Origin of the sequence: Sphingomonas phyllosphaerae (assembly GCF_036946485.1) — a bacterium.
GTDB lineage: Bacteria > Pseudomonadota > Alphaproteobacteria > Sphingomonadales > Sphingomonadaceae > Sphingomonas > Sphingomonas phyllosphaerae_E.
In genome coordinates this window covers 546,808-570,058 of sequence record NZ_JAQIJA010000005.1, presented here as the reverse complement: position 1 = coordinate 570,058, position 23,251 = coordinate 546,808, and the positions used below count along the sequence as shown (strand labels likewise).

Here is a 23,251-nt window from a genome sequence, read left to right as displayed (position 1 = left end):
GCGGACGGCCGGCGAAGTGGCGAGAGCTTGTGCCGCCTGTCCGACAACTTTGCCCCGCCACCTATCGCATGTTACTTGAAAAGCGCTAACATAGCGGGGCATAACGCACAAAGCTGTCCAACCGAATCCGCTCGAAAGCGTGACGGGACGGCGGTGTTACGGGAGGAAGGAATGGAAGCGACTGTTCAGGAGATGCCCGCGCCGGTCAGCGGCGCGATGCTGGCGCAACTGACCCCGACGCAGCTCAAGGTGATGCGCGGCGTCCATTCCGGGTTGCTCAACAAGCAGATCGCCTATGACCTCGGCATCGCCGAGGCGACCGTGAAGGCGCACATGACCGCGCTGATGCGCAAGCTGAACGTCCGCAACCGCACGCAGGTGGCGATCGCCGCACAGGCGCTCAGCGCCGACACAAGCTACGCCTGAAGCATTCCCGTCACCCCGGCGCAGGCCGGGGTCCAGTCGGGGGACGCTGATGATGTGCGTTGCGCTACGCCGAGGCTACGCCCGGTCGTGAGCCACCGTTCTCCTGCCTCTTCGTCATCCCGGACTTGATCCGGGATCCCGCTTCTTCTGTCGGTCTCAGGAGGAAGCGGGGCCCCGGATCAGGTCCGGGGCGACGTTCAAAATTAAAGGCCCCGCACCCCCCACCTACGACCATCGTCGCGCATGAAGCATCCCGCTGGTATCGCTAGCAAAAGCGCGAAAACAGACGGGAGACGGGCGATGCGGGCAGGATGGCGGATCGGGGCGGCACTGGCAGCGGTGCTCGCCACCCCGGCACTGGCGGCCCCAGGCATTAAGCCCGGCGCGTCGGTCTACCAGACCATGCCCGACGACCCGCGCGCGATCGTCCTCAAGGCGGTCGGCGACGGCCGCGCCGACGACAGCGCCGCGCTGCAACAGGCGATCGACGCCGCCGCGGCGGGCGGGCACGGTGGCGTGGTCTTCGTCCCCTCTGGCACCTACCGCATCTCGCGGACGATCTTCGTCCGCTCGGCGGTGCGGCTGTTCGGCATCGGCAAGACCCGCCCGCAGATCGTGCTCGGCGACAACACCGCCGGCTTCGGCAACGGCGTCGCGGCGATGGTCGCCTTCACCGGCGAGGACCAGTATCGCGTCGGCAAGGCGCCGGTCCCGCCGCGAACCAGCGTCCCGTTCGACCCGGCGATCTTCGACGCGACCTCCAGCACCTTCTATTCCGCGCTGTCGAACATCGACTTCCGCATCGGCGACGGCAATGCCGGCGCGGTCGCGGTGCGCTTCCGCGTCGCGCAGCACGGCTATCTCCGCCATGTCGATTTCCACATCGGCTCGGGGCTGGCCGGCGTCTATCAGGCCGGCAACGAGTTCGAGGATCTGCGTTTCTTCGGCGGGCGCTACGGCATCATGTCCGAGAAGACCTCGCCGGCATGGCAGTTCACGCTGATCGACAGCGATTTTTCCGGGCAGCGCGACGCCGCGATCCGCGAGCATGAGGTCGACCTGACCCTCGTCAACGTCGCGATCCGCGACACGCCGGTCGGGATCGAGATCGACCGCGGCTATTCGGATTCGCTGTGGGGCAAGCAGGTCCGCTTCGAGCGCGTCGCGCAGGCGGCGGTGATGATCTCCGAGGAGAAGAGCGTCTTCACCCAGATCGGCTTCGACGATGCGGTGGCGATCGACACCCCGACCTTCGCGCGCTTCCGCGACTCCGGCAAGACGATCGCGGGGCAGGGCGCGCGCTACCGCGTCGCCGATTTTTCGCACGGGCTGAAGCTCGCGGGGCTCGGCACGATCGGAGAAACCGCCACCGACGTGACGATGACCCCGTTATCACGTATTCCGAAGCGCCCCGCCAACGCGATCCGCGCGCTCCCGCCGGTCCGCGAATGGGCGAATGCGCACGATCTCGGCGTCAAGGGTGACGACGCCACCGACGACACCGCCGCACTGCAGCGCGCGATCGACACTCACCGCGTCGTCTACCTGCCGCTGGGCCGCTACCGTGTCACCGACACGATCCGGTTGCGCCCCGACAGCATCCTGATCTCGCTCCACCCCAGCCTGACGCACGTCTATCTGCCCGACGAAACCCCCGCCTTTACCGGCGTCGGCGGTGCGAAGGCGCTGATCGAAAGCGCGAAGGGCGGCAATGCGATCGTCCACGGCCTTGGCCTCTGGACCGGCGCGATCAACCGCCGCGCCACCGCCTTGCTGTGGAAAGCCGGCGCGGCGTCCGAGGTCAACGACGTCAAGATCCAGGGCGGCGGCGGCACGGTGCTCACCAAGGGCAGCCCGATCAACCAGAACGACCCGCGCGCACGTACCGACGGCCAGTACCCCAGCATCATGGTCACCGACGGCGGCGGCGGCACCTTCTCGGCGATCTGGTCGCCCAACACGCTCGCGTCGGCGGGCTTCCACGTTTCCGACACCAGCACGCCCGGACACGTCTACCAACTCTCCGCCGAGCATCATTATCGCGCCGAAATCGTGCTGGACCGGGTCAAGAACTGGGAGTTTCTGGCACCGCAGACCGAACAGGAGGTCCGCGACGGCGTCAATGCGGTCTCGACCGAGTTCCACGATTCGAGCGACATCCTGTTCGCCAATTACCACGGCTATCGCGTGACGCGGACGATCAAGCCGATGGATGCGGCGGTCAAGCTGTTCAATTCAGGCGGTATCCGCTTCCGCAACGTCCATGTGAACGCCGAGAGCGGCTTCGCGAGTTGCGACGCCAAGGGCTGCGGCACCTATTTGCGCGCCAGCAAATTCCCGTTCGAAAACAGCATCAAGGACATGACCCGCCGCCAGGAGGTCCGCGAACGCGAGTTCGCCAGCCTCGACATTCCTACGGCCACCGCAACGGCCACGGCGGAGTTGGCGATTCCCGTCACTTCCGGCGTGACCAAGCTGGCGGACGGCTTCTATTCCATTTCCGGCGGCGCGGTGGACGCGCGGGGCAAGCTCTATTTCGTCGACCGCTTCTTCCAGCGTATTCATGGCTTTACGCCCACCGAGGGCCTGACGACCGTTTCCGACGCCCCGCTCGACCCGGTCAACCTCGCGGTCGACCGCTCCGGCCGGTTGCTGGTGCAATCCTCCGCCGGTCGCGACGGCAGCGTCTACAGCCTCGACCCCGCCGACCCCGACGACATCCGCCCGATCGAAGCGACCGCCGCACGCACGAGCGACAAGGCCATGACGCTCCTGCCGGTAAACGTCTGGGCGAACGGAGAGTTCGCGGATCGCATCGACCCGGCGACCTATAACTATCCGCCGATCGCGTCCTTCTTCACCACCAAGCTGGGCGAGGCCAAGCCGCAGGAATATCGCTCGCCCGACGGGTCGCTGGCGCTGCCGGCGTTCCGCGTCTGGAACCAGGGGCCGGACGATCATCTCGGCTGGCGCTGGTCGGATACGCTCGATTCCTATGGCTTCGTCGGCGCGGTGCCGGGCAGCCGCGTGACGCTGACCAACGCGTCGGAGAACCTTACCTACAGCGGTCTGGTCGGCGCGAGCGGGCAGGTGACCGACCTCAAGGTCGTCGCCCCGCGCGGCGGCGAAAGCGTCGCGCGCGACGAGGCGGGCAACCTCTACGTCGCGAACGGACAGGTGTTCGTCTACGCCCCCGATGGCTCGCTGACCCGCCGCATCGACGTTCCCGAACGCCCGCTGCAACTGCTGCTCGGCGGCGCGGACCGGCGTACGCTCTACATCCTCGCGCATCACGCATTGTACGCGATGCAACTGTAACAGCGCTCTTGGTAACTCGTTCGTCCTGAGCCTGTCGAAGGGCGTGTGCCGGGCACATGCTTCGACAAGCTCAGCACGAACGGCTGGAAAGGCGGTCAGCTCGGGTGCGCTTCGACCTCCGCCTCCGCCTTCACCTCGCGGCGCGTCTCGGCGAAGCGCTCGCCCGCCTCGATCGCCCAGCCCGCGACCCGTTCGGACAGCCAGCCGATCACCGCGCCCGCGACCACGTCGCTGGTATAATGCGCGCCGCGCGCCACCTGAACGGCGCCCGCTGTGCCCGCGGCCAGCTTCGCGACGCCGCCGACACCGGGCGCTTCGTGCGCGACCGATTGCGCCACCGCCACCGCGCCGGCGGTGTGCCCCGAGGGGAAGGCGTTGAGATCGGTGTCGTCGGTGCCATGCCCCTTGCGCGGCACCGCGTCGGTACCCGCGACATTCGGCCGCGCGCGATCGACGCCGGCCTTCAGCACCGTCTTCAGGCCCGTCGCGAGCAGATGGCTCGCGACCATCCGTGCGCCGCTGCGCGCCAACGCCGGCCGGCGCAACACCGCGCCGATCGCCAGCGTGCCGAGCCCGAGCGCGAGCAACGGCGGCTCGTCGGTGGCTTTCGCGATCGGCGCCAGCGCGCGCATCGCCCCTGCCGCCGCCAGCGCGCGCAGCGGCGCGGTGGCGTCATGTTCGCGTTCGGCGGCGGCGCGCAGCGCCTTTTTCTTCTTCTTGCCCATATCGGCTCCGCTAGGGTGTCCGCCTGCCAACGAGCCGCGTGCGCTTTCGGTCCCGGTCAGGACGCAGCGGTATAGGCGACGAACGGTTCGGCGAGCAGCATCCGCCCGTCGCGCCACACCTGCACCCCGCCGCCGCCCTTCGCCGGATCGACCGAGGCGAGCACGCGATAGACATAGCCGCCGTTCGCGAACTGATAGATGCGCCGCCCGCCGCGCTCCTCGATCAATCGCCCGCCGGTGATCGTCAACGAGGCGCGCGTGTCACGCCCACCCCATGGCTGGTCGATCGCGGGCAGGTCGGTGTCGTGATTGTAGCTGCGATAGACGAAACCGTCGCGCTCGCTGCGCGTCAGTTGCACCGAGCGTTTCGCGGTCACCCCCAGCACGCGCGTCTGCGGCGCGAAGCGGCATGACGTGGTGTCGCGGCCGTAAGTGACGGCGGTGACGGTCGGCGTCGTCGCGCCGGGCTCGACCATGCCGGGGTTGATCGCATGGACGTTGCCGACCGCGCGCCCGGCGGCGTTGGTGAGCGGATAATAGACCTGCCCCATCCCCGGATCGCCGACGCCGACGCGCACCGCGACCTGATGGCGCACCAGCCCGGGCTTCGACAGGCTGGTCAGCGTCGCGGCGCGCTGCGCATCGGGGGCGGACAGGATCAGCACGCGGTCGCGGTCGGTCGAGTCGCAGACGAACACCGCCTGCGTCCAGCCGCCGTCGCCGTTCAGCATCGAGATCGATTTGGGACTCGACAGTTGCGACCACGCCGGCACCGCCGCTGCCGCGACAAGCACCGCCACACCGCTCCACCACGCACGCATCGCTTCCTCCGTTTCGTTTCGCGCGCCCGTGCGGTAGGCGCGCCTGCATGAACGATCCCACAACGATCCGCCGCCTGTACGGCCGGCGTCAGGGCCATGCGTTGCGCGCCGGGCAGGCGGCACTGGTCGAGGAATTGCTGCCGCGCATCGCGGTCTCCACCGAGGGTGCGCTCGACGCCGTGCGGCTGTTCGGCGACGATCGCCCGTTGCAGGTCGAGATCGGCTTCGGCGCCGGCGAGCATCTCGCCGGACAGGCGACGGCCGCGCCGGGCACTGGGTTCATCGGCTGCGAGCCGTTCCTCAACGGTGTGGTCGGCGCGCTCGGCCATGTCCGCGACGGCGCGCTCGACAATGTCCGTATCCACATGGGCGATGCGCTGGAGGTGATCGAACGCCTTCCCGACGCGTCGCTGGAGCGCGTCTATCTGCTCCACCCCGATCCCTGGCCCAAGGCGCGCCACGCCAAGCGCCGCATGATGAATCACGGCCCGCTCGACCTGATCGCCACCAAGCTGAAGCCGGGCGCGGAGTTCCGACTCGGCACCGACGATCCCACCTATTGCCGCTGGTCGATGATGGTGATGAACCAGCGCCGCGACTTCGTGTGGCAGGCGCAAACCGCCCGCGACTTCCTCGAACGCCCGCAGGATTGGCCGGAAACCCGCTACGAACGCAAGGCGCGCCGACAGGGGCATGAGGTCTGGTATTTTCGTTACACGCGCATATGATCCCCTCGGCAGTATCGTTAACGATCTGTTAACGAATTGCTGTAAGACGCCGTTAAAGGTCGGCCCCTGCCGACCAGACAGGGGAGTGACATGAAGAAGCATATTTTGGGCAGCCTCGCGCTGATCGGCGCGTTCATTACCGCTCCAGCCTCCGCGACGGTGTCGGTGGGAGACTCCGTGACCTGCGGCGGCGTCAACCTGGAATGCTCCGTCGACGATGCGGTCGTCGGCAGCGGCAGCGAGTTCGGCATCGAATTCGACGTCTACGGCACGACGCTGAACGCGGACTTCTCCGCCGGGCTGCTGACGATCAGCTTCAGCAACAACACCAACCTGCCCGATGGCGCGGCGATGGGCGGGCTTCGTACGCTGTCCTTCTCGAACCTCACCGACCCGTTCACCTATGCCGAGCTGGGCGACGTGAACAAGGTCGTCAACTTCGATGCGGACCTCAATACCTTCGCCTTCGATCCCAACAACATCAGCTTCGACGCCGGTTTCGTCACCATCAATCTGTCGAACACCTATTTCGCGCCGGACAGCTCGCTGCAGGTGCGCTTCGACCGCGGCACCACGCCGCCGACCGATGCGGTGCCGGAACCTGCGACCTGGGCGATGATGATCCTCGGCTTCGGTCTGGTCGGCGCTGCGATCCGTCGTCGCAAGACCGCGACGATCCAGCCGCTGTTCGCCTGAGATCGATCCGGCGGCACGGATCTTCGCGTCCGTGCCGCCTTGTCGGCGCCTGTCCGGCGCCTGTCCTGTTTGTAACGGGACAACCCACGTCGACCGCCTATCTTCTTCCTATCGAGCAAGGAGAGAAGAGATGCGTTCCATCATGATCGCTGCCATCGCCGCCACGGTGCTCGCCGCATCGCCCGCGTCGGCCAAGGGCTGTCTGCGGGGAGCCGCCGCCGGAGGACTCGCCGGGCATATGGTCGGCAAGGGACATGGCGTGATGGGCGCCGCCGCCGGCTGCGTGGTCGCGCACCATCATTACGCCAAGAAGGCGGCCGCCGCGCGCAAGCATTGAGGCAGACGGGCGGGGGTCAGCCCCGCCCGCTGACCAGCGCCAGCACCAGCGTCAGCGCGCCAAGCCCGCCCGACAGCGTCAGCCGCAAGTGCCGCCACGCCGGCACGCCGCGCAGCAGCGGCCCGATCTCGCGATCGCCGAGCGGGCTGGCGAGCAGTGCCAGCGCCAGCAGCATCAGCGCCGCGGACGGCGGCGCCACACCGCCGATAGCCGCCACCAGCGCGAACCAGCCGATCAGGCTGGGCGCGACCGCCAGAAGATACGGCCACCAGCGCTCGTCGCTGCGCAGCAGGGCCTGCATCCACCACATCCCACCGAGGAACGACAAGATCAGCGCGGCATAGCCCCCGCCGATCATCCCCGCCGCCGCCCGCGATCCGGGTTCGGCCAGCGCGATCGCGACGCACGCGACCTGCGGCAGCAGCCCCGCTGCGCCCAACGCCGCCGGCGGGGTGCGGACCTGCGGCAGCGCGGTCATCGCTCAGGCCACCTGCGGCGACGCTGTAGCAGGGCCGACCGGTGCTTCCTCGCCGCGCGAATAGGTGCCGACCAGCATTCCCGCCGCGATCACATGTCCGCGGATCGCCTCCAGCAAGTCGCTGCGCCCCGGATTGATGTCGAGCGCCACCGCGCTGTCGAGCGCGAAGAGCTGGAACACATAATCGTGGCTGCCATGCCCGGTCGGCGGATCGGGCGGCAACCAACCTTCCTGCGCATAGCTGTTGCGCCCGACGTCGGACCCGTCGTCCGCACCACGCCCGTCCGGCGCGATCGCCCCTTCGGAAAGCGAGCCGTCCTCCGGCGGCAGGTTCCACACCACCGCATGGACCAGCGGGTTGGGGGCAGGGGCGTCGGGGTCCTCGACCAGCAACGCCAGCGCCGCGGTACCGGCCGGAACGCCGCGCCACGTCAGCGGCGGCGACACACCCTCGCCGTCGGCGGTGAAGCGTTCCGGCAGGCGCGCGCCATCGGCGAAGGCGAGGCTGGACAGGTCCAGTCGCGCGTCGCCGGTGACGATGCCGTCCTGCACGATCGCCAGCTTGGCATGACCGGCACGGACATTGTGCATCAGGCTGCCCAGCCAGTGCGGTACGTGTTCGAGCATGATCCTCGCTCCCTCAGGCCAGGGTACGGACGTTGGGCTCGCGGTCCCAATAGCGCTGCTTGGCGGCATCGACGAACGCCTCCAGGTCGGTCACCCCGGCATCGGGTTCGACCCCCGCCTTGTCGAGCAACGGCTTGGCGGCCTCATTATGTCCGATCGCCTTCAGGTGGCCGAAGGCGTCCATCACCCATTGCACCGCGGCGCCTTCCTTGACGAGCTTGGCGCAGGCGTCGGTCGACAGGATCACCGCGCAGGCGTCGACCGTCACCGAGGGCTGGCCGAACAACTGGGCGTCGGCGGCGACGGTCGTGCCGTCCGACAGCGGCACCGCGCCGACCTTCGGCGCGATCGTCAGCGGGTGACCGCCCGCCGCCTTGACCGCCGCGACCGTCGACTCGAACTCCTCGCGATCGGTGCCGTCGGCGAACAGGATGCCGACCGTCCGCCCCTCCAGCGTATGCTTTTCCAGCGGCCCGCGCACGATGCGCAGCGCGGGGGAGGGCGCCATGTCGCGCACCGGCGCGCTGGTCGGCGACGACGCGGGCAGGTCGATCGCGAGGCCGTCGGCGACGCGCTGCGCCAGTTCCTCATCGACGTTGCGCAGGTTGGCGACTTGCGCGACCCGGATATGCGGGATCGACACCTTGCTCAGCTCGAACACGAAGGCGGAGGCGATATGCGCCTGTTCGGCCTTGTCCATCGAGCGCCAGAACAGCCGCGCCTGCGAATAATGGTCGGCGAAGCTCTCCGCGCGGATGCGCAGCTTCGGCCCGCTTTCCTCGGCGGGGAAGCTCTTGAAACCGTTCGGGTCCTCGCGCGGGCCGCCGGGCTCACCGGCGAGGTGCAGGCTGTTCGGCTCGTAATTGGCGCGGCCCTTGGGCACCTGCATCTGCATATGCCCGTCGCGCTGCATGTTCAGGAACGGGCAGCCCGCCGCATCGGCGCGACCCTTCGCCTGGTTGATCGGCAGCTGGTGCCAGTTGGTCGAGCCCAGCCGCTTGATCTGCGTGTCCTGATAGCTGAACAGCCGGCCCTGCAGCAGCGGATCGTTCGAATGGTCGATCCCCGGCACCATGTGGCTCGGGCAGAAGGCAACCTGCTCGGTCTCGGCGAAGAAATTGTCGGGATAGCGATCGAGCACCATCTTGCCGACGATGCGGACCGGCAGCACCTCTTCCGGGATGATCTTGGTCGCGTCGAGCACGTCATAGGGCTGGCTGTTCGCGAACTCCTCGTCGAACAATTGCACGCCCAGATCCCATTCGGGATAGTCGCCGCGGTTGATCCGCTCGAACAGGTCGCGGCGCTGGAAGTCGGGGTCGGCGCCGGCGATCTTGACCGTCTCGTCCCAGATCGTCGAGGCGAGCCCCGCGCGCGGCTTCCAGTGGAACTTGACGAAGGTGCTCTTCCCCTCGGCATTGACGAAGCGGAAGGTATGGATGCCGAACCCCTCCATCGTCGCGAAGCTGCGCGGCAGCGTCCGGTCCGACATCGCCCACATGATCATATGGGTCGCCTCGGGCATCAGCGAGATGAAGTCCCAGAAGGTGTCGTGCGCGGTCGCTGCCTGCGGATAGCCGCGGTCGGCCTCCATCTTGGCGGCGTGGATCAGGTCGGGGAACTTCATCGCGTCCTGGATGAAGAACACCGGGATGTTGTTGCCGACGAGGTCCCAATTGCCCTCGCGCGTGTAGAATTTCACCGCAAAGCCGCGCACGTCGCGCGGCGTGTCGACCGACCCGGCGCCGCCCGCGACGGTCGAGAAGCGCGCGAACACCTCGGTGCGCTGCCCCTTCTTCTGGAACAAATCGGCGCGGGTGATGTCGGCCAGCGACTCGGTGCATTCGAAATAGCCGTGCGCGGCCGAACCGCGCGCATGGACGATCCGTTCCGGGATGCGCTCATGGTCGAAGTGGTTCATCTTCTCGCGATAGACTTCGTCCTCCAGCAGCACCGGGCCGCGCGGCCCGACCTTCAGCTGATTCTGATTGTCCGACACCGGCGTCCCATGATTGGTGGTCAGCACCGGATGATCGGCGTCGGTCACCTGATGCGTCTCGCCGCCGTTGCCGGCCGGGCGGGTCTTGATGTCGGTCATGGACGATCCTCACTGGCGCCGCGCGCGACGACGCGCGGGTATCATGGATCAAAGGAACGGCGCGCGCTGCGGTTCCGCGCGTGCGGCAGGTTTCATCGCGCTGTCATGCGCGGGAAAGGCGGCATTTACTAAAGCCGGATAACCCTGTGGTCATGCCCTCGGTCCTCCGCCTGCTGCCGCCGCTGACGCCCGCGCCTCTCGCCGATCAGGGCGATGATGGGGTCGAGGCGGGATGGGCCACCGATTCCAGTGTCTTAACGGACGATGCCGCCCTGCTCGATGCGGTCACGCTGCTGCGCGCCGCGCCGCATCTGCGGATGATCGCGATCGTCGACTCGCACGATCGGCCGCGCGGCGCCTTGATGGAGCGTGATCTACGCCCATTGCTGTTCAGCCCGTTCGGCCATGCCTTGCTCAGCAATCGCGGCCTGCCGATGGGCGTGGCGGGCAAAATGCGCGCGTGTCCGACGATAGAGATCGGTGCGCCCGCGGTCGCCGCGCTCGCGGCGTGGCGGGCGGCGGACGCGGCGGAGGGGCTGATCCTGACGCGCGGCGGGCGGTTCGCCGGGATCGTCGACCAGCCCAGCCTGTTGCGGATCGCCGCCGAACGCGCGGGGCGCACGCATCTGGCCGAACGCCGCCGTGCCTTGCGGATCGAGGAAGCGACACGGCGCTTCCGTGGCGACGCGCGTGATCTGGCGCAGGGGCTCGGCGAAGTGTCGCAGGCGGTCGGCACGGCGTCGCGTCGCATCGCCGATCGCGCGCAGACCATCGATGCGCGCGTCGGGGACGTCGCCACGGCCGCCGCGGGCGCGGCGGTCAATCTGCAACGGATCGCCACGCGTGCGCAGGACTTCGCGGGGGCGCTCGACGCGGTCGAACAGCGGATGCGCGCGGCGGAGGCGGCGACGCAGCGCGCAGTGGCGCGCACCCATTCCGGCGCGGAGCAGATTCGCGCGCTCAGCGACGCGGCCGAGGCGATTGCCACCGTCAGCGAGTTGATCGACACGATCGCGCAGCAGACCGGGATGCTGGCGCTCAACGCCGCGATCGAATGCGCGCGCGCCGGGGATGCCGGGCGCGGCTTCACCGCGGTGGCCGGCGAGGTCAAATCGCTGGCGACGCAGACCCGCGCCGCGGCGGGGGGCATCGCCGACCATGTCGCGCGCATCAGGACCGCGATCGGCGCGGTGTCGGACGGTCACGCCGGGATCGTGCGCGCGGTGGATGCGATCGAGGAATTGTCCGCCAGCGTGATCGCCGCGGTCCGCGAACAGGGCGTCGCCGGGCGCGCGATCGGCGACAATGTCGGTCAGGCCAGCGTCGCGGCGATTCAGATCGATGCGGGGGTAAGCGACGTGCTCGCCCGCGCGCGCGAGGCGGGCGACGACGCAATGGCGATGCGCGCGCTGGCCGAGCGGCTCGCGGCAATCGCCGCCGCGGCGGACGCCGGCGTCACCGCCTTCCTGACCGATGTCGAGGAGCCGTTGGGCTAGGGTCTTAGGCCTCGGCCAGCAACGCCCGCACCTTGGCGGCCAGTCCTTCCATCGTAAACGGCTTGGTGAGCAGCGCGACATGCGGGTCGAGCTGCCCGCTGCCGATCACCGCATTCTCGGCATAGCCGGTGATAAACAGCACGCGCAAAGTCGGGAAGCGCGCCAGCGCCGCGTCGGCGACCTGCCGCCCGTTCATCTGCCCGGGCAGCCCGACGTCGGTGACCAGCAGGTCGGGTTTGATCCCGCTGTCGAGCATCCGCAGCGCGCCCGCGCCGTCGCCCGCCTCCAGCACGGTATAGCCCAGTCCGTCGAGCACCTCGATCACCAGCATCCGTACCGTCGGCTCGTCATCGACGACCAGCACGGTCGGCATCCCCTCGACCGGCTGCGCCTGATCGAGCGGGAGCGTCGCCTCGCTGTCGCCGTCCACCTCGCCGTGGTGGCGCGGCAAATAGATGCACACCGTCGTGCCCTGACCGGGCTCGCTGTAGATCCGCACCTGCCCACCCGACTGGCGCGCGAAGCCGTAGATCATCGACAGCCCCAGCCCGGTGCCCTCGCCCATCGGCTTGGTGGTGTAGAAGGGATCGAAGGCGCGCGCCTGCACCTCGGGGGTCATGCCGGTGCCGGTGTCGCTGACGCACAGCGACAGATACTGGCCGGGCGGCAGGTCGCGCGGGCGCGCCGCGCGCTCGTCGAGCCATTTGTTGGCGGTCTCGATCGTCACCCGCCCGCCATCGGGCATCGCGTCGCGCGCGTTGATGCACAGGTTGAGCAGCGCATTCTCGAGCTGGTTGGGATCGACCAGCGTGTTCCACAGCCCGGCCGCGCCGACCACCTCCAGCGTGATCGCGGGGCCGAGCGTGCGGTGGATCAACTCCTGCATCCCCGCGACCAGCCGGTTGACGTCGGTCGGGCGCGGATCGAGCGTCTGGCGGCGCGAAAAGGCCAGCAACCGGTGCGTCAGCGCCGCCGCGCGTCTCGCTGCGCCCTGCGCCGCCGCGACATAACGGTCCAGTTCGCCGATCCGTCCCTGCGCGACGCGGACCTGCATCATCTCCAGCGCGCCGGAGATGCCGGTCAGCAGATTGTTGAAATCATGCGCCAGGCCCCCCGTCAGTTGCCCGACCGCCTCCATCTTATGCGCCTGGCGGAGCTGTTCTTCGGCCGCCATCAGCGCGGCGGTGCGCGTCTCGACCTCCTGCTCCAGCCGTTCGTTGAGCGCCGCCAGTTCGTGCTCGGCGCGGCGCCGCTCGACCGCGTCGCGCGTGCGCTCCGCCACCTCGCGGACCAGCGCGAGTTCGTCGGGCAGCCATTCGCGTGGCTCGGCGTGATTGAGGTAGAGCAGCGCGACGAACCCGCCCTGTTCGGTGACCGGCATGTTGATGAACGACATCGCCGCCAGGCCGCGCAACGCCTCCGCGGTGTCGCGGGTGCGGTCGTCCGCGCGCACGTCCGAAATCGCGACGGTCACGCCGCGCTTCAGATCCTCGATATAGGTGCCATAGTCGCGGAAGTGCAGGATCGCGGGCAGCGCGCTGATCCCCTCGGCGCAAAAGGCGCGCTCGGTGGTGATCGTCTCCGCGACCGGATCGACCGTGCCATAGCCGGCGCGGCTGACGTCCAGCGCATTGCCCAGCACGCGCGCCGCCGCCAGCGCCAGATCGCCCGCATCGCCGGGATCGCGCAGTCGATCGCCCAGCTCGACGAGCGCCGACAGCCGCAATTCGGCGCGCTTGCGCACGTCGATGTCGAAGCTGATGCCCGGCAGATGCGTGACGCGCCCGTCGGCATCGCGATCGACGCGCCCCTGCGCCGCGACCCAGCGCCAGCGGCCGCCCGGGCCGGCGACGCGATATTCCTCCTCGAACGATACGCCTTCGTCGATGCTGCGCGCGATCGCGGCCTTGACGCGTGGCAGGTCCTGCGGCGCGATGCCGTGGAAGAACTCGGCGATCGGCGCCCCGGCCGCAGCGGTTTCCGGCGCCACGCCATACAGCCGGGCGAACCCGGCATCGGAGGTGACGCGATCGGCGATGACGTCCCAATCCCAACGACCTAGCGGCGGTGAATCGGGCGCATGACGCAAAGTGGGGGACGGTTGTTCGGTCATGGCGGCGTTGCGAACGCGATACTTTCGCAACGGTTGCGCGCAACCCGCCAAAGGTGTCGCCTTGACTTCCGTTAGCGAATTCGCCATGTGGCGCAGCATCGAGGCGTCGGCAGCGTGATCGGACCGTTTGGTCCCGGCTCCGCCTCGGTCGTTTTTCACAGGCTTCCCAAGTCACGCGGGGTGTCAATCTTCCCCGCCATTCGTGCGTCTTTCCGACGTCGCGGATAGCGCCTGTATTTAGGACTGTTCTTCCATGTCTTTCGCCACTCTCGGCCTTGCCGAGCCGCTCGTCCGCGCGCTCGAAGCCAAGGGCTATACCGAACCCACCCCGATCCAGCGCGACTCGATCCCGCAGTTGCTGGAGGGCCGCGACCTGCTCGGCATCGCGCAGACCGGCACCGGCAAGACCGCCGCGTTCGTGCTGCCGTCGATCCAGCGGCTGTCGGCCGGCAAGAAGGTGCTGCCGACGCATTGCCGGATGCTCGTGCTCGCCCCGACGCGTGAACTGGCCAGCCAGATCGCGGATTCGGCGCGCGCCTATGGCCAGTTCTCCAAGCTGTCGGTCGCGACCGTCTTCGGCGGGACCAGCATCAACAAGAACCGCAACGACGTCGCGCGCGGCGTCGACATCCTCGTCGCCACGCCGGGCCGGCTGATCGACGTGGTGGAGCAGGGCTTCCTCAACCTGTCGATGCTCGAGATCCTCGTGCTCGACGAGGCCGACCAGATGCTCGACCTCGGCTTCATCCATGCGCTCAAGAAGATCGTGCGGATGCTGCCGCGCAAGCGCCAGTCGCTGTTCTTCTCGGCGACCATGCCGCCGTCGATCCGTCAGCTCGCCGATCAGTTCCTGACCGATCCGGCGACGGTCAGCGTCGTGCCGCAGTCGACCACCGCCGAGCGCGTCGACCAGTCGGTGATCTTCTGCAACCAGACCGAGAAGCAGGCGCTGCTGACGATCCTGTTGCGCCAGATGCCGATCGACCGCGCGCTGGTCTTCACCCGCACCAAGCACGGCGCGGACCGTGTCGTGAAGCTGCTCGCCGGCAACGGCATCGCGGCGAATGCGATCCACGGCAACAAGAGCCAGCCGCAGCGCGAGCGCGCGCTGGCGCTGTTCAAGTCGGGCGAGGTGCCGATCCTGGTCGCCACCGACATCGCCGCGCGCGGGATCGACGTCTCGGGGGTCAGCCACGTCTTCAACTTCGAGCTGCCCAATGTCGCGGAGCAATATGTCCACCGCATCGGCCGTACCGCGCGCGCCGGGCGCAGCGGTGAGGCGATCGCCTTCTGCGCGGACGATGAGCGTCCGTACCTGAAGGACATCGAGAAGCTGACCCGCCAGAAGGTGGCGGTGTCGCCGCTGCCGGATGACTTCACGAAGCAGGCCGAACAGCTCAAGGCGCAGCGCGTCAAGACGATCGGCGCCGATCCCGCCCCGCGCGAGGATCGCCCCCGCCAGCAGCGCGGCCCAGCGCGGCCGAAGGCCAGCCACGCCCCGCGCGCGACGCCGGGTTCGGCGCAGGGCGGCCGCAATTATGCGAACGCCAGCGCCGGTGGCGGCGGGGCGCGCCGCAGCCGTGGTGGTCGCGGCCGTGGTCGCGGTGGCAGCGGCGCGTCGGCGGGCGCGTAAGCGCCGTCGGGGTGACGGTCGACACCTCGTCATCCCCGCGCATACGGAATACCAGAGCCATTGAGTGCGCGGCCCTTACGAAGACCGGCATGTCTGGATTCCCCCTGTGCAGGGACGACGGCGGTGCGAGGCTCGAACGTGCCCCGTCGTCCCGGGCTCGACCCGGGGCCCCGCTTCTTCTTCTTTTAAAGCGCGGAAGCAGCGGAGCCCCGGATCAAGTCCGGGGCGACGGTCGCAACCTTCTCACCCCCGCGCACGCGGCCAGCCGGCCCCTCTGACACAGCTTCGTATAGCTCCGCGCGTCCAGGCTCCGAATAGCGGCAGTCCCCGCTACTTCGCCGCCTTGCGCAGCGCGAGCCGCACCAGCGCGTCCAGCGACGCACCGTCACCCAGTTCCTCCTCCGCCGCCGCGACCGCGCTCGCTGCCTCGGCCGGCCGAAAGCCGAGGTTGAGCAGCGCCGACACCGCGTCCGATCCCGAACCGACCGGCACCACCTGCGCCGCCGCCGACGGCCCCAGCGCGACCCCGCCGACCTTGTCCTTCAACTCGCGGACGATCCGCTCGGCCAGCTTCGGGCCGACGCCATTGGCACGCGCCACGGTCGCCTTGTCCTGCGCCATCACCGCGCGGCTGATGTCGGCGGGCTCCAGCGCCGACAGGATCGCCAGCGCGACGCGCGCGCCGACGCCCTGCACCCCGGTCAGCAGCCGGAACCAGTCACGCTCGGCAGCGCTCGCAAAGCCGACCAGTCGGATGAAGTCCTCGGCCACCAGCATTTCGGTGAACAAAGTTGCGGCCTCGCCGACCGGGCCGATCGCCGCCAAGGTCCGCGCCGACGCGCCGACCAGATAACCGACCCCGTGGACGTCGATCACCGCATGGTCGGTGCCGGTCGAGGTCAGGATGCCCTTGAGATGCGCGATCATGAGGCAGGGCGGTAGAACAAAGCGGGGGCTGCGTCATCAGCCTCGTCACTGCGAGCGTGGCGACGCCATCGCGGACCGATCGCCGGTCACAGGCCGCTCGCCACATCCGTCATCCCGGACTTGATCCGGGACCACCGTACCGCTTGACCAGCCGCGTCTTGCCGTGCGGACCGGTGGATGCCGGAACAAGGCTCTCCTGAGCTTCGTCGAAGGGCCCGGCATGAGGTCCGAGAAGACGGAAGCGCTTGCGCCAATTTCATCGTCATTGCGAGCGTAGCGAAGCAATCCAGGGCCGGACCAGGACGCCCTGGATTGCTTCGCTACGCTCGCAATGACGAGAGGAGGGCGAGCAAACCGCCCCCCAAGTCACATCAGGCGACGGCCTTCTTCAGCGCGTCGACCAGATCGGTCTTTTCCCAGGTGAACAGATCACCCTCGGCATCACGACCGAAATGCCCGTAGGCCGCGGTTTTCGAATAGATCGGCTTGTTCAGCGCCAGATGCTCGCGGATGCCCTTCGGGGTCAGGCGGACGAGCTGCGGCAGCGCGGCCTCCAGCTTCGCCTCCTCGACCGTCCCGGTGCCGTGCAGGTCGACATAGACCGACAGCGGCTCGGCGATGCCGATCGCATAGGAAAGCTGGATCGTGCAGCGCTTGGCGAGGCCCGCCGCGACGACGTTCTTCGCCAGATAGCGCGCGACATAGGCCGCCGAACGGTCGACCTTGGTCGGGTCCTTGCCGCTGAACGCGCCGCCGCCGTGCGGGGCCGCGCCGCCATAGGTGTCGACGATGATCTTGCGCCCGGTCAGCCCGGCATCGCCGTCCGGCCCGCCGATCTCGAACTGGCCGGTCGGGTTGATGTAGATCTTGGTGGCGTCGTCGATGAAGCCGTCGGGCAGCACGTCCTTGAACACGCCCATCACATGGTCGTGCAGGACCTTGTACTTGGCGACGTCGGCATTGTCGCCCTTCTCGCAATAGCCCGGCGCATGCTGGGTCGAGACGACCAGCGCGGTCGCCTTGACCGGCACGCCGTTCTCATACTGCAACGTCACCTGGCTCTTGGCGTCCGGCTCGAGGAACGGCGCCGCGCCCGAATGACGGTCGGCGGCGAGCCGCTCGAGGATCTTGTGGCTGTAATACAGCGTGGCGGGCATCAGGCCCGGCGTCTCGTCGGTCGCGTAACCGAACATGATGCCCTGGTCGCCCGCGCCCTCGTCCTTGTTGCCGCTCTCGTCGACGCCCATCGCGATGTGCGCCGACTGGCCGTGCAGCTCGTTGAGGAAGCGGAATTCGTTCCAGTGGAAGCCCGACTGCTCATAGCCGATCCGCTTCACGGTCGCGCGGACGGTCGCCTCGATCTCTTCCTGGATGCCGGGCGCCCACTGATCGTTCTCGTACACGCCCTTGCCGCGGATCTCGCCCGCCAGCACGACGAGCTGGGTGGTGGTCAGCGTCTCGCACGCCACGCGCGCCTCGGGGTCCTTGGACAGGAACAGGTCGACGATCGAATCCGAAATCTGATCCGCGACCTTGTCGGGATGGCCTTCGGACACCGACTCGGACGTGAAGATGAACGACTGACGCATGGAGGCTCCGGCAGATAACGATATAAAGATAGCTTTATGTCGTTACCGCGATCGACGCCGCAACGCAAATGCGACGAGCGTCAGCACTGTCCCGACCAGCAACGCCGCCCAGTTTCCCAGCCGTGCGAACAGCGTCGGGGCATGGGCCGGAGGGATCGGCGTGATCGCCGCACCGCCGACATGATGCGCCACCGTCGCCAGCAGCGCGCCGTCGGCCCCGATCACCGCCGAGATCCCGTTCGGAGTCGCGCGCACGACCGGCAGCCCCTCCTCGATCGCGCGGAGCCGCGCCTGCGCCAGATGCTGCGGCGGCCCCCAGGTGCCGAACCACGCATCGTTCGAGGGATTGAAGATCAACCGCGGGCGCCGCGCCGGATCGACGACCTCACCCGAGAAGATGATCTCGTAACACAGCTGCATCCCGATCGCGCCGAACCCCGGCACCGACATCGTGCGCGGTCCCGGCCCCGGCGCGAAGTCCATGTCGCCGGGCACCAGCCGCGACAGGCCCAGCGGCTTGAGCAGCCACGGCATCGGCAGATACTCGCCGTAGGGCACCAGATGCGCCTTGTCGTAGCGTCCGCGAATCTGCCCGCGCGCATCGAGCGCGAACACCGAATTGCTCGCGGTCGTCACCTCGCCCTTGCCGTCGAACTGGAGGGCGGTGCCGCCGGTCAGCAGCATGTCGCGCGGCCCCAGCACCGACGCCATCCGCGTCCGTGTCAGCCACGGGCTGGTGTTGCCATAGACCCAGAACGGATAATCATCCTCGATGAAGTCGCGGATCACGCCCTCGGGCCACATCACCAGCCGCTGCGCCCCGCCCGGCGTGCCCGACAGCCGCAGCAGCCGCGCGAGCATCATCGCCTGATCGCTCTCGCCGCGCTGATCCTGCGGGACGTTGGGCTGAACGACGACGAGCCGCGGCGCGTCCGCGGCGGCCGCTGCCGACCCCGGCCGGTAACTCAGCAGCTCCGCGACCGTCAGGATCGCAAACGCGACCATGCCGATGCCGATCTGCTTGCGTCCCGCCGGCAGCAACAACAGCGCACCCGCGGCCACGATGGTGAGTCCGGACAGTGCATAAGTGCCCACCAACGTCGCCAGCCACGCCACCGGCTGCACCGGCACCCACATCACCGCGACCGGATCCCACGCATAACCGGTGAACAACCAGCTCCGCATCCACTCGGTCAAGATCCAGCACGCGCCGAACAGCAGCACGAACCCGGCGTCGATCCGCGCCCTCCGCCCGCGCCACGCCAGCCCCGCGCAAAGCGCCGGGAACACCGCCAGATACAGCGCCAGCGCGAACGGCGCGGCATAGCCCAGCCAGTGCGGCATTTGGTCCTGGAAGGTGAAGGCGTGCTGGAACCAATTGTCGTTGATCGTAAAATGCCCGACCCCGAATGCCCAGCCGCGCCACAGCGCCTGCCCGCGCGTCGGCGCGGCATGGACCAGCGCGATCCAGCCGGCGAAGGCGGCGATCGCCAGCCACCAATATTCCAGCGGCGCGAACCCGCACGCCGCGGCGACGCCCAGCAACAGTGCGGCAAGCGCCGGATAGCGCCGCGGAAACGCTTCGATCGAGGAACGATAGGACAGGGCAGCGCATCCTTTGCCGCGGGTTACGATCGCCTCCTGCGACGCCGCGCGCGGCATCGCAAGCCATGCGCGCGAGGTAGGGCGTGACGATGACGGTTGCGAGGCGTATCAGTGCAGCATGACACGTCATGGATTCATCGCATGAGCAAGCCGATCGAAGTGGACCTGCCGCACCAGCTCGGCGTCGCCGGCGCGCGGTCGCGGATCGACGGCGGTTTCGACAAACTCGCCGGCTACATCCCCGGCGGGCACGTCAGCGAGCATCGCTGGGACGGCGATACGCTGCATTTCGTCATCGAGGGCATGGGCCAGCGCGTCGCGGTCCAGCTCGACGTCACCGAACGCAACGTCCATGCGCTGTTCGAATTGCCGGGTTTGCTCGGCATGTTCGGCGAGCAATTGCGCGCGAAGCTGCAGAAAGACGGCCCGAAACTGCTGGCGTAAGTCCTGTCGCCAAACCCACCGTCGCCCCTGCGCAGGCAGGGGCCCATGTCTGTATCGTGCCGCGCGCCACCTGACACACGGGCGTTGCTCCATGTGTCAGCCTGATCGACCCACGAGACAGCGATAGGCCCCTGCCTGCGCAGGGGCGACTGCGTGTGGGGCAGGGGACGAACCTACCCTTCACGCCCTCACTTCGCCGCGGCGGCCTTCTTCGGCACCACCGCCATCGTCCAGTCCTTCTCCGGCTTCAGATACTTCGCCGCGGTCGCCTGCAACAGCGCGGGGGTGATCGTCGTGAAGTCGCTCACCAGGCTCTGGCTCGCCTCGATCCGCTTGGGGTCGAAGGTCCCGCCGCTAGTCTGGAGCAGCCAGAACTGGTTCCCCGACGAGGCGCGCGCCATATATTGCAGCATCGGCACGATCGTGCGGCGCAGCTCGTCCTCGCTGACCGGGGTCGTGACCAGCTCGCTCGCGATCTGGCGCGAGAGCTGGAAGAACAGCGGCACCTTGTCGGGCGCGACCTTGCCGATCGCGATCAGTCGCCCGCCGCCGGGCTGGCCGACCGGCCACTGGCTCTGCGCGCTCGGCGAATAGCTCGCCCCCGCCACCGAGCGCAGCCGGTCGAACAGCCGGTCGTTGAACACCGCCGCCAGCACGTCGAGCCGCCGCTGCTCGGCATGATCCGCCGAGCCGCCGCCGGTCGGCCACGCAATCACCGCCGCGGCCTGATTGTCGTCGCCGTCGTGCGTGCGCAGCACCGGCTGCGCGACATGCGCCGGGAAGCGCACCGTCGGTGAGCGCGGATCGTCCGCCCGCCGCGCCTTGAGCGCGCCGAAGCTCTTCGCCACCGCCGCGATCGCTTCGTCGCCCTTGACGTCGCCGAAGATATCGACCTCGATCGGCCCGGTCGCCAGCAGCGGCTGCCAGAGCTTCTTGAACGACGCCGCATCGAGCTTCTCGATCTGCTCCAGTGTCGGCACGCCCCAGCGCGGGTCGCCGTCGCGCAACAGTCCTTCCAGATCGCGCGCCAGCACGCCGTCGGGCGACGACGACAGCCCGGCATAGCCCGCCAGCATCGCCGCGCGCGCGCGCGCCACCGGCGCCTTGTCCCAGCGCGGCGCGGCCAGCTTGGCAGCCATCAGCGTCAGATTGTCGGCATAGTCGCCCGGCGTGGTCTGCGCGCCGAACAGAAAGGCATCGTCGCCGATGTCGAAGTCCAGCCCCATGCGCCGCCCGGTGGTGAGCTGGTCGAGGTCGCTCTGGTTGAGCGAACCGATCCCGCTCGCGATCAGCGCGGTGTCGCCCGCCCAGGCCGGGGTCGGCCGATCGGACGGCAGCGCCTGATAGCCGCGGCCGAACCGCACGCGCAGATAGACGCGCCCCGTCTCGGACGCGTTCGGATAGATCAGCGCGCGCACGCCGTTGGCGAAGGTCACCTGTTCCATCGGCGGATCGCCGACACGCGCCTGCGCGACGGTCTTGCCCGGCTGTCCGAGCTTCGGGACGCGCGAGAAATCGACCGCCGCCTGTTGCGTGCGCTTGCCCGCCAGCTTCGAGACGTCGGCCTTCATCGCCGCCGCCAGCTTCGCCGCCGCGCCCTCGTCGGGGGTGCGGGTGTTGACCAACGCGCGGTTGGCGTCGCCCTTGAACAGCCGGTTGGTCGATTCGACCATCGCGGCCGGGGTGAACATCCCCTTCGTGCGCGCCTGCTTGAGGATGTCGTAGCTGGTCTGCGGCCCCGCGACCGTCTCGCGGATGTCGAGCGCGCTGACCATGTCGTCGGCCTGTTTCGCGCCCGCCTCGACGCGCGCCGTGTCGACGTCGTTCTTCATCGCGGCGTCGAACTCGGCCAGCTCGCGGTCGATCTCGCCCTGCGTCGGCGGGGTCGCCATCGCGTCGGCGATCACCGCGCGCACGTCCTTCAGCGCCGCTTCCCAATCGTCGCCGATCGGGATGACGTTGGTGAAGGTGCCGTTGGCGGAGCGCGATACGTCGTCGAGATTGACCGACGCCTGCAGGAAGCTGCCCCCGGCGCGCGCGCGCGTTTCCAGCCGGCGGTTGATGAGCCGCATCGCGAGCTGGTCGACCATCCGCTTCTGGTTGAAGACGATCGTGTCGCTCTGATATTTCCACGGGCGCAGCACCGCGGTGGCGACGATCGGCGGCAGCGACGGCTCGGCGATCGTCTTGGCGATCGGGTCACCGGTCTGCGGCGTGCCGAAGTCGGGGTCGGCGGGATTGGCGCCCTTGCCCTGCCAGCCGCCGAAATTCTTGACCACCAGCCGGGCCGCGACATCGGGATCGATGTCGCCCGAAATGATGACCACGGCGCGCGACGGGCGATACCATTTGTCGTGAAAGGCCTGCACGCTGGCCGGGTTCGCGGCCTCCAGCGTCTTGATCGTGCCGATCGGCGAGCGGCTGGCGAGCGGTTGCCCGGCGAAGAAGGTCTGGCGCAGCGCGTCGCCGTAGCGGACCTGCGGCCCCGGCGCCTCGCGCTGCTCGGCGAGCACGGCGGGACGCTCGGCGGCGAGCCCGGCGTCGGTGATCGCGGGCGCGGCCATCATGCCCGAGAAGATCTTGAGGCTTTCGTCGAGCTTGACGTCGGTCGCGCCGGGCAGGTCGAGCTTGTAGACGGTCTGCGTCGGGGTGGTCGAGGCGTTCGAATCACTGCCGAAGGTCGCGCCGAACCGCTGCCACACGCGCTTCGCTTCGCCGTCGGGGACGTATTTCGATCCGCGGAACGACAGATGCTCGATCAGATGCGCGAAGCCCTGTTCGGCATCGGTTTCGTAAAGGGACCCCGCGTCGATGCGGACGCGCACCGCGACCTGCCCCGGCGGCACCGCATTGCGCCGCACCGCATAGCGCAGCCCGCTGGGCAGCGCGCCGAAATGCCAGTTGATGTCCGGCGGGATGTCCGAATCGGCGAACAGCCACGGGCGGGTGTCGACCGTGATCGGCGCGGCCGCCTGGGTGGGGACGGTGGAGGTCGCGACCGGCGCGCGCCGCGCACGCTGCTGCGCGGGGAGCGGCAGCGCGACGGAGACGAGCAGGAGGGCGACGAGCGGCTTCGCGAGCGCGCGCGAATAAGAAAGCATCCCGCGATTGTAGGCACGGGCGGGGCGCGCGGCAACGCCCGCTCGCCTTTCCTTTGCCGTCGTGCGCCACGTTCTGGCCGTGATGCGGG

At 68.7% G+C, this 23,251-nt stretch carries 18 protein-coding genes; 8 read left to right on the top strand and 10 right to left on the bottom strand.

The features are described from left to right. Positions 1–171 precede the first annotated feature (171 nt). Both PGN16_RS11280 and PGN16_RS11275 read left to right on the top strand, forming a co-directional pair. Positions 172–426 (top strand): helix-turn-helix domain-containing protein, encoded by a 255-nt coding sequence (locus PGN16_RS11280; protein WP_335309499.1) that lies wholly within the window; start codon positions 172–174, stop codon positions 424–426. A gap of 300 nt (positions 427–726) precedes the next feature. Then, the gene (locus PGN16_RS11275; protein WP_335309498.1) at positions 727–3,744 is read left to right on the top strand and encodes a glycosyl hydrolase family 28-related protein; all 3,018 of its coding nucleotides are present in this window, start codon (positions 727–729) and stop codon (positions 3,742–3,744) included. A 95-nt stretch (positions 3,745–3,839) separates the two neighbouring features. Here PGN16_RS11275 and PGN16_RS11270 read toward each other — a convergent pair whose 3' ends face one another. Together PGN16_RS11270 and PGN16_RS11265 are read right to left on the bottom strand one after the other, a co-directional pair. Further along, complete coding sequence (locus PGN16_RS11270) at positions 3,840–4,469, bottom strand: phosphatase PAP2 family protein (protein WP_335309497.1); 630 nt, start codon at positions 4,467–4,469, stop codon at positions 3,840–3,842. A gap of 56 nt (positions 4,470–4,525) precedes the next feature. Beyond that, on the bottom strand, positions 4,526–5,290 hold the full coding sequence (locus PGN16_RS11265; RefSeq protein WP_335309495.1) for a hypothetical protein: 765 nt from the start codon (positions 5,288–5,290) through the stop codon (positions 4,526–4,528). Between the two features lie 47 nt (positions 5,291–5,337). Between PGN16_RS11265 and trmB the strand changes: the two genes are divergently transcribed. From trmB to PGN16_RS11250, 3 genes are all read left to right on the top strand, one after another. Continuing rightward, positions 5,338–6,018 (top strand): tRNA (guanine(46)-N(7))-methyltransferase TrmB, encoded by a 681-nt coding sequence (gene trmB / locus PGN16_RS11260; RefSeq protein ID WP_335309494.1) that lies wholly within the window; start codon positions 5,338–5,340, stop codon positions 6,016–6,018. Positions 6,019–6,108: 90 nt separating this feature from the next. Then, the gene (locus PGN16_RS11255) at positions 6,109–6,714 is read left to right on the top strand and encodes a PEPxxWA-CTERM sorting domain-containing protein (RefSeq protein ID WP_335309493.1); all 606 of its coding nucleotides are present in this window, start codon (positions 6,109–6,111) and stop codon (positions 6,712–6,714) included. Positions 6,715–6,844: 130 nt separating this feature from the next. Then, complete coding sequence (locus tag PGN16_RS11250; RefSeq protein ID WP_335309491.1) at positions 6,845–7,051, top strand: hypothetical protein; 207 nt, start codon at positions 6,845–6,847, stop codon at positions 7,049–7,051. 16 nt (positions 7,052–7,067) lie between these two features. On the opposite strand, the gene PGN16_RS11245 is transcribed toward PGN16_RS11250, so the two are convergent. From PGN16_RS11245 to PGN16_RS11235, 3 genes are read right to left on the bottom strand one after another with little or no spacing between them, the layout of a single operon-like run. Continuing rightward, a complete protein-coding gene (locus PGN16_RS11245) occupies positions 7,068–7,529 on the bottom strand; it encodes a DUF3429 domain-containing protein (RefSeq protein WP_335309489.1) in 462 nt (153 codons plus the stop codon). Positions 7,530–7,532: 3 nt separating this feature from the next. After that, positions 7,533–8,156: a YbhB/YbcL family Raf kinase inhibitor-like protein gene (locus PGN16_RS11240; RefSeq protein WP_335309488.1), complete on the bottom strand. Its 624-nt coding sequence runs from the start codon at positions 8,154–8,156 to the stop codon at positions 7,533–7,535. 13 nt (positions 8,157–8,169) lie between these two features. Then, on the bottom strand, positions 8,170–10,254 hold the full coding sequence (locus PGN16_RS11235) for a catalase (protein WP_335309487.1): 2,085 nt from the start codon (positions 10,252–10,254) through the stop codon (positions 8,170–8,172). A gap of 152 nt (positions 10,255–10,406) precedes the next feature. Between PGN16_RS11235 and PGN16_RS11230 the strand changes: the two genes are divergently transcribed. After that, the gene (locus tag PGN16_RS11230) at positions 10,407–11,750 is read left to right on the top strand and encodes a methyl-accepting chemotaxis protein (RefSeq protein WP_335309485.1); all 1,344 of its coding nucleotides are present in this window, start codon (positions 10,407–10,409) and stop codon (positions 11,748–11,750) included. 4 nt (positions 11,751–11,754) lie between these two features. Here the strand turns inward: PGN16_RS11230 and PGN16_RS11225 are convergent, their stop codons facing one another. Then, positions 11,755–13,863 (bottom strand): ATP-binding protein, encoded by a 2,109-nt coding sequence (locus PGN16_RS11225; RefSeq protein ID WP_335309484.1) that lies wholly within the window; start codon positions 13,861–13,863, stop codon positions 11,755–11,757. Positions 13,864–14,116: 253 nt separating this feature from the next. On the opposite strand from PGN16_RS11225, the gene PGN16_RS11220 reads away from it, so the two are divergent. Further along, positions 14,117–15,496 carry a DEAD/DEAH box helicase gene (locus PGN16_RS11220; RefSeq protein ID WP_335309483.1) on the top strand — a complete coding sequence of 460 codons (1,380 nt, stop codon included), beginning with the start codon at positions 14,117–14,119 and terminating at the stop codon, positions 15,494–15,496. 330 nt (positions 15,497–15,826) lie between these two features. Here PGN16_RS11220 and ruvA read toward each other — a convergent pair whose 3' ends face one another. From ruvA to lnt, 3 genes are all read right to left on the bottom strand, one after another. After that, positions 15,827–16,423, bottom strand: a complete 597-nt coding sequence (ruvA, locus tag PGN16_RS11215) for a Holliday junction branch migration protein RuvA (RefSeq protein ID WP_335309482.1) — start codon at positions 16,421–16,423, stop codon at positions 15,827–15,829. A gap of 371 nt (positions 16,424–16,794) precedes the next feature. Further along, a complete protein-coding gene (gene metK / locus PGN16_RS11210) occupies positions 16,795–18,012 on the bottom strand; it encodes a methionine adenosyltransferase (RefSeq protein ID WP_335309481.1) in 1,218 nt (405 codons plus the stop codon). 42 nt (positions 18,013–18,054) lie between these two features. Then, positions 18,055–19,674 carry an apolipoprotein N-acyltransferase gene (gene lnt, locus PGN16_RS11205; protein WP_335309480.1) on the bottom strand — a complete coding sequence of 540 codons (1,620 nt, stop codon included), beginning with the start codon at positions 19,672–19,674 and terminating at the stop codon, positions 18,055–18,057. 84 nt (positions 19,675–19,758) lie between these two features. Between lnt and PGN16_RS11200 the strand changes: the two genes are divergently transcribed. Next, positions 19,759–20,061, top strand: coding sequence for a polyhydroxyalkanoic acid system family protein (locus PGN16_RS11200; protein ID WP_335309479.1), 303 nt, complete (start codon positions 19,759–19,761; stop codon positions 20,059–20,061). A gap of 188 nt (positions 20,062–20,249) precedes the next feature. On the opposite strand, the gene PGN16_RS11195 is transcribed toward PGN16_RS11200, so the two are convergent. Further along, on the bottom strand, positions 20,250–23,162 hold the full coding sequence (locus tag PGN16_RS11195; RefSeq protein ID WP_335309477.1) for a M16 family metallopeptidase: 2,913 nt from the start codon (positions 23,160–23,162) through the stop codon (positions 20,250–20,252). Between the last annotated feature and the right edge of the window lie 89 nt (positions 23,163–23,251).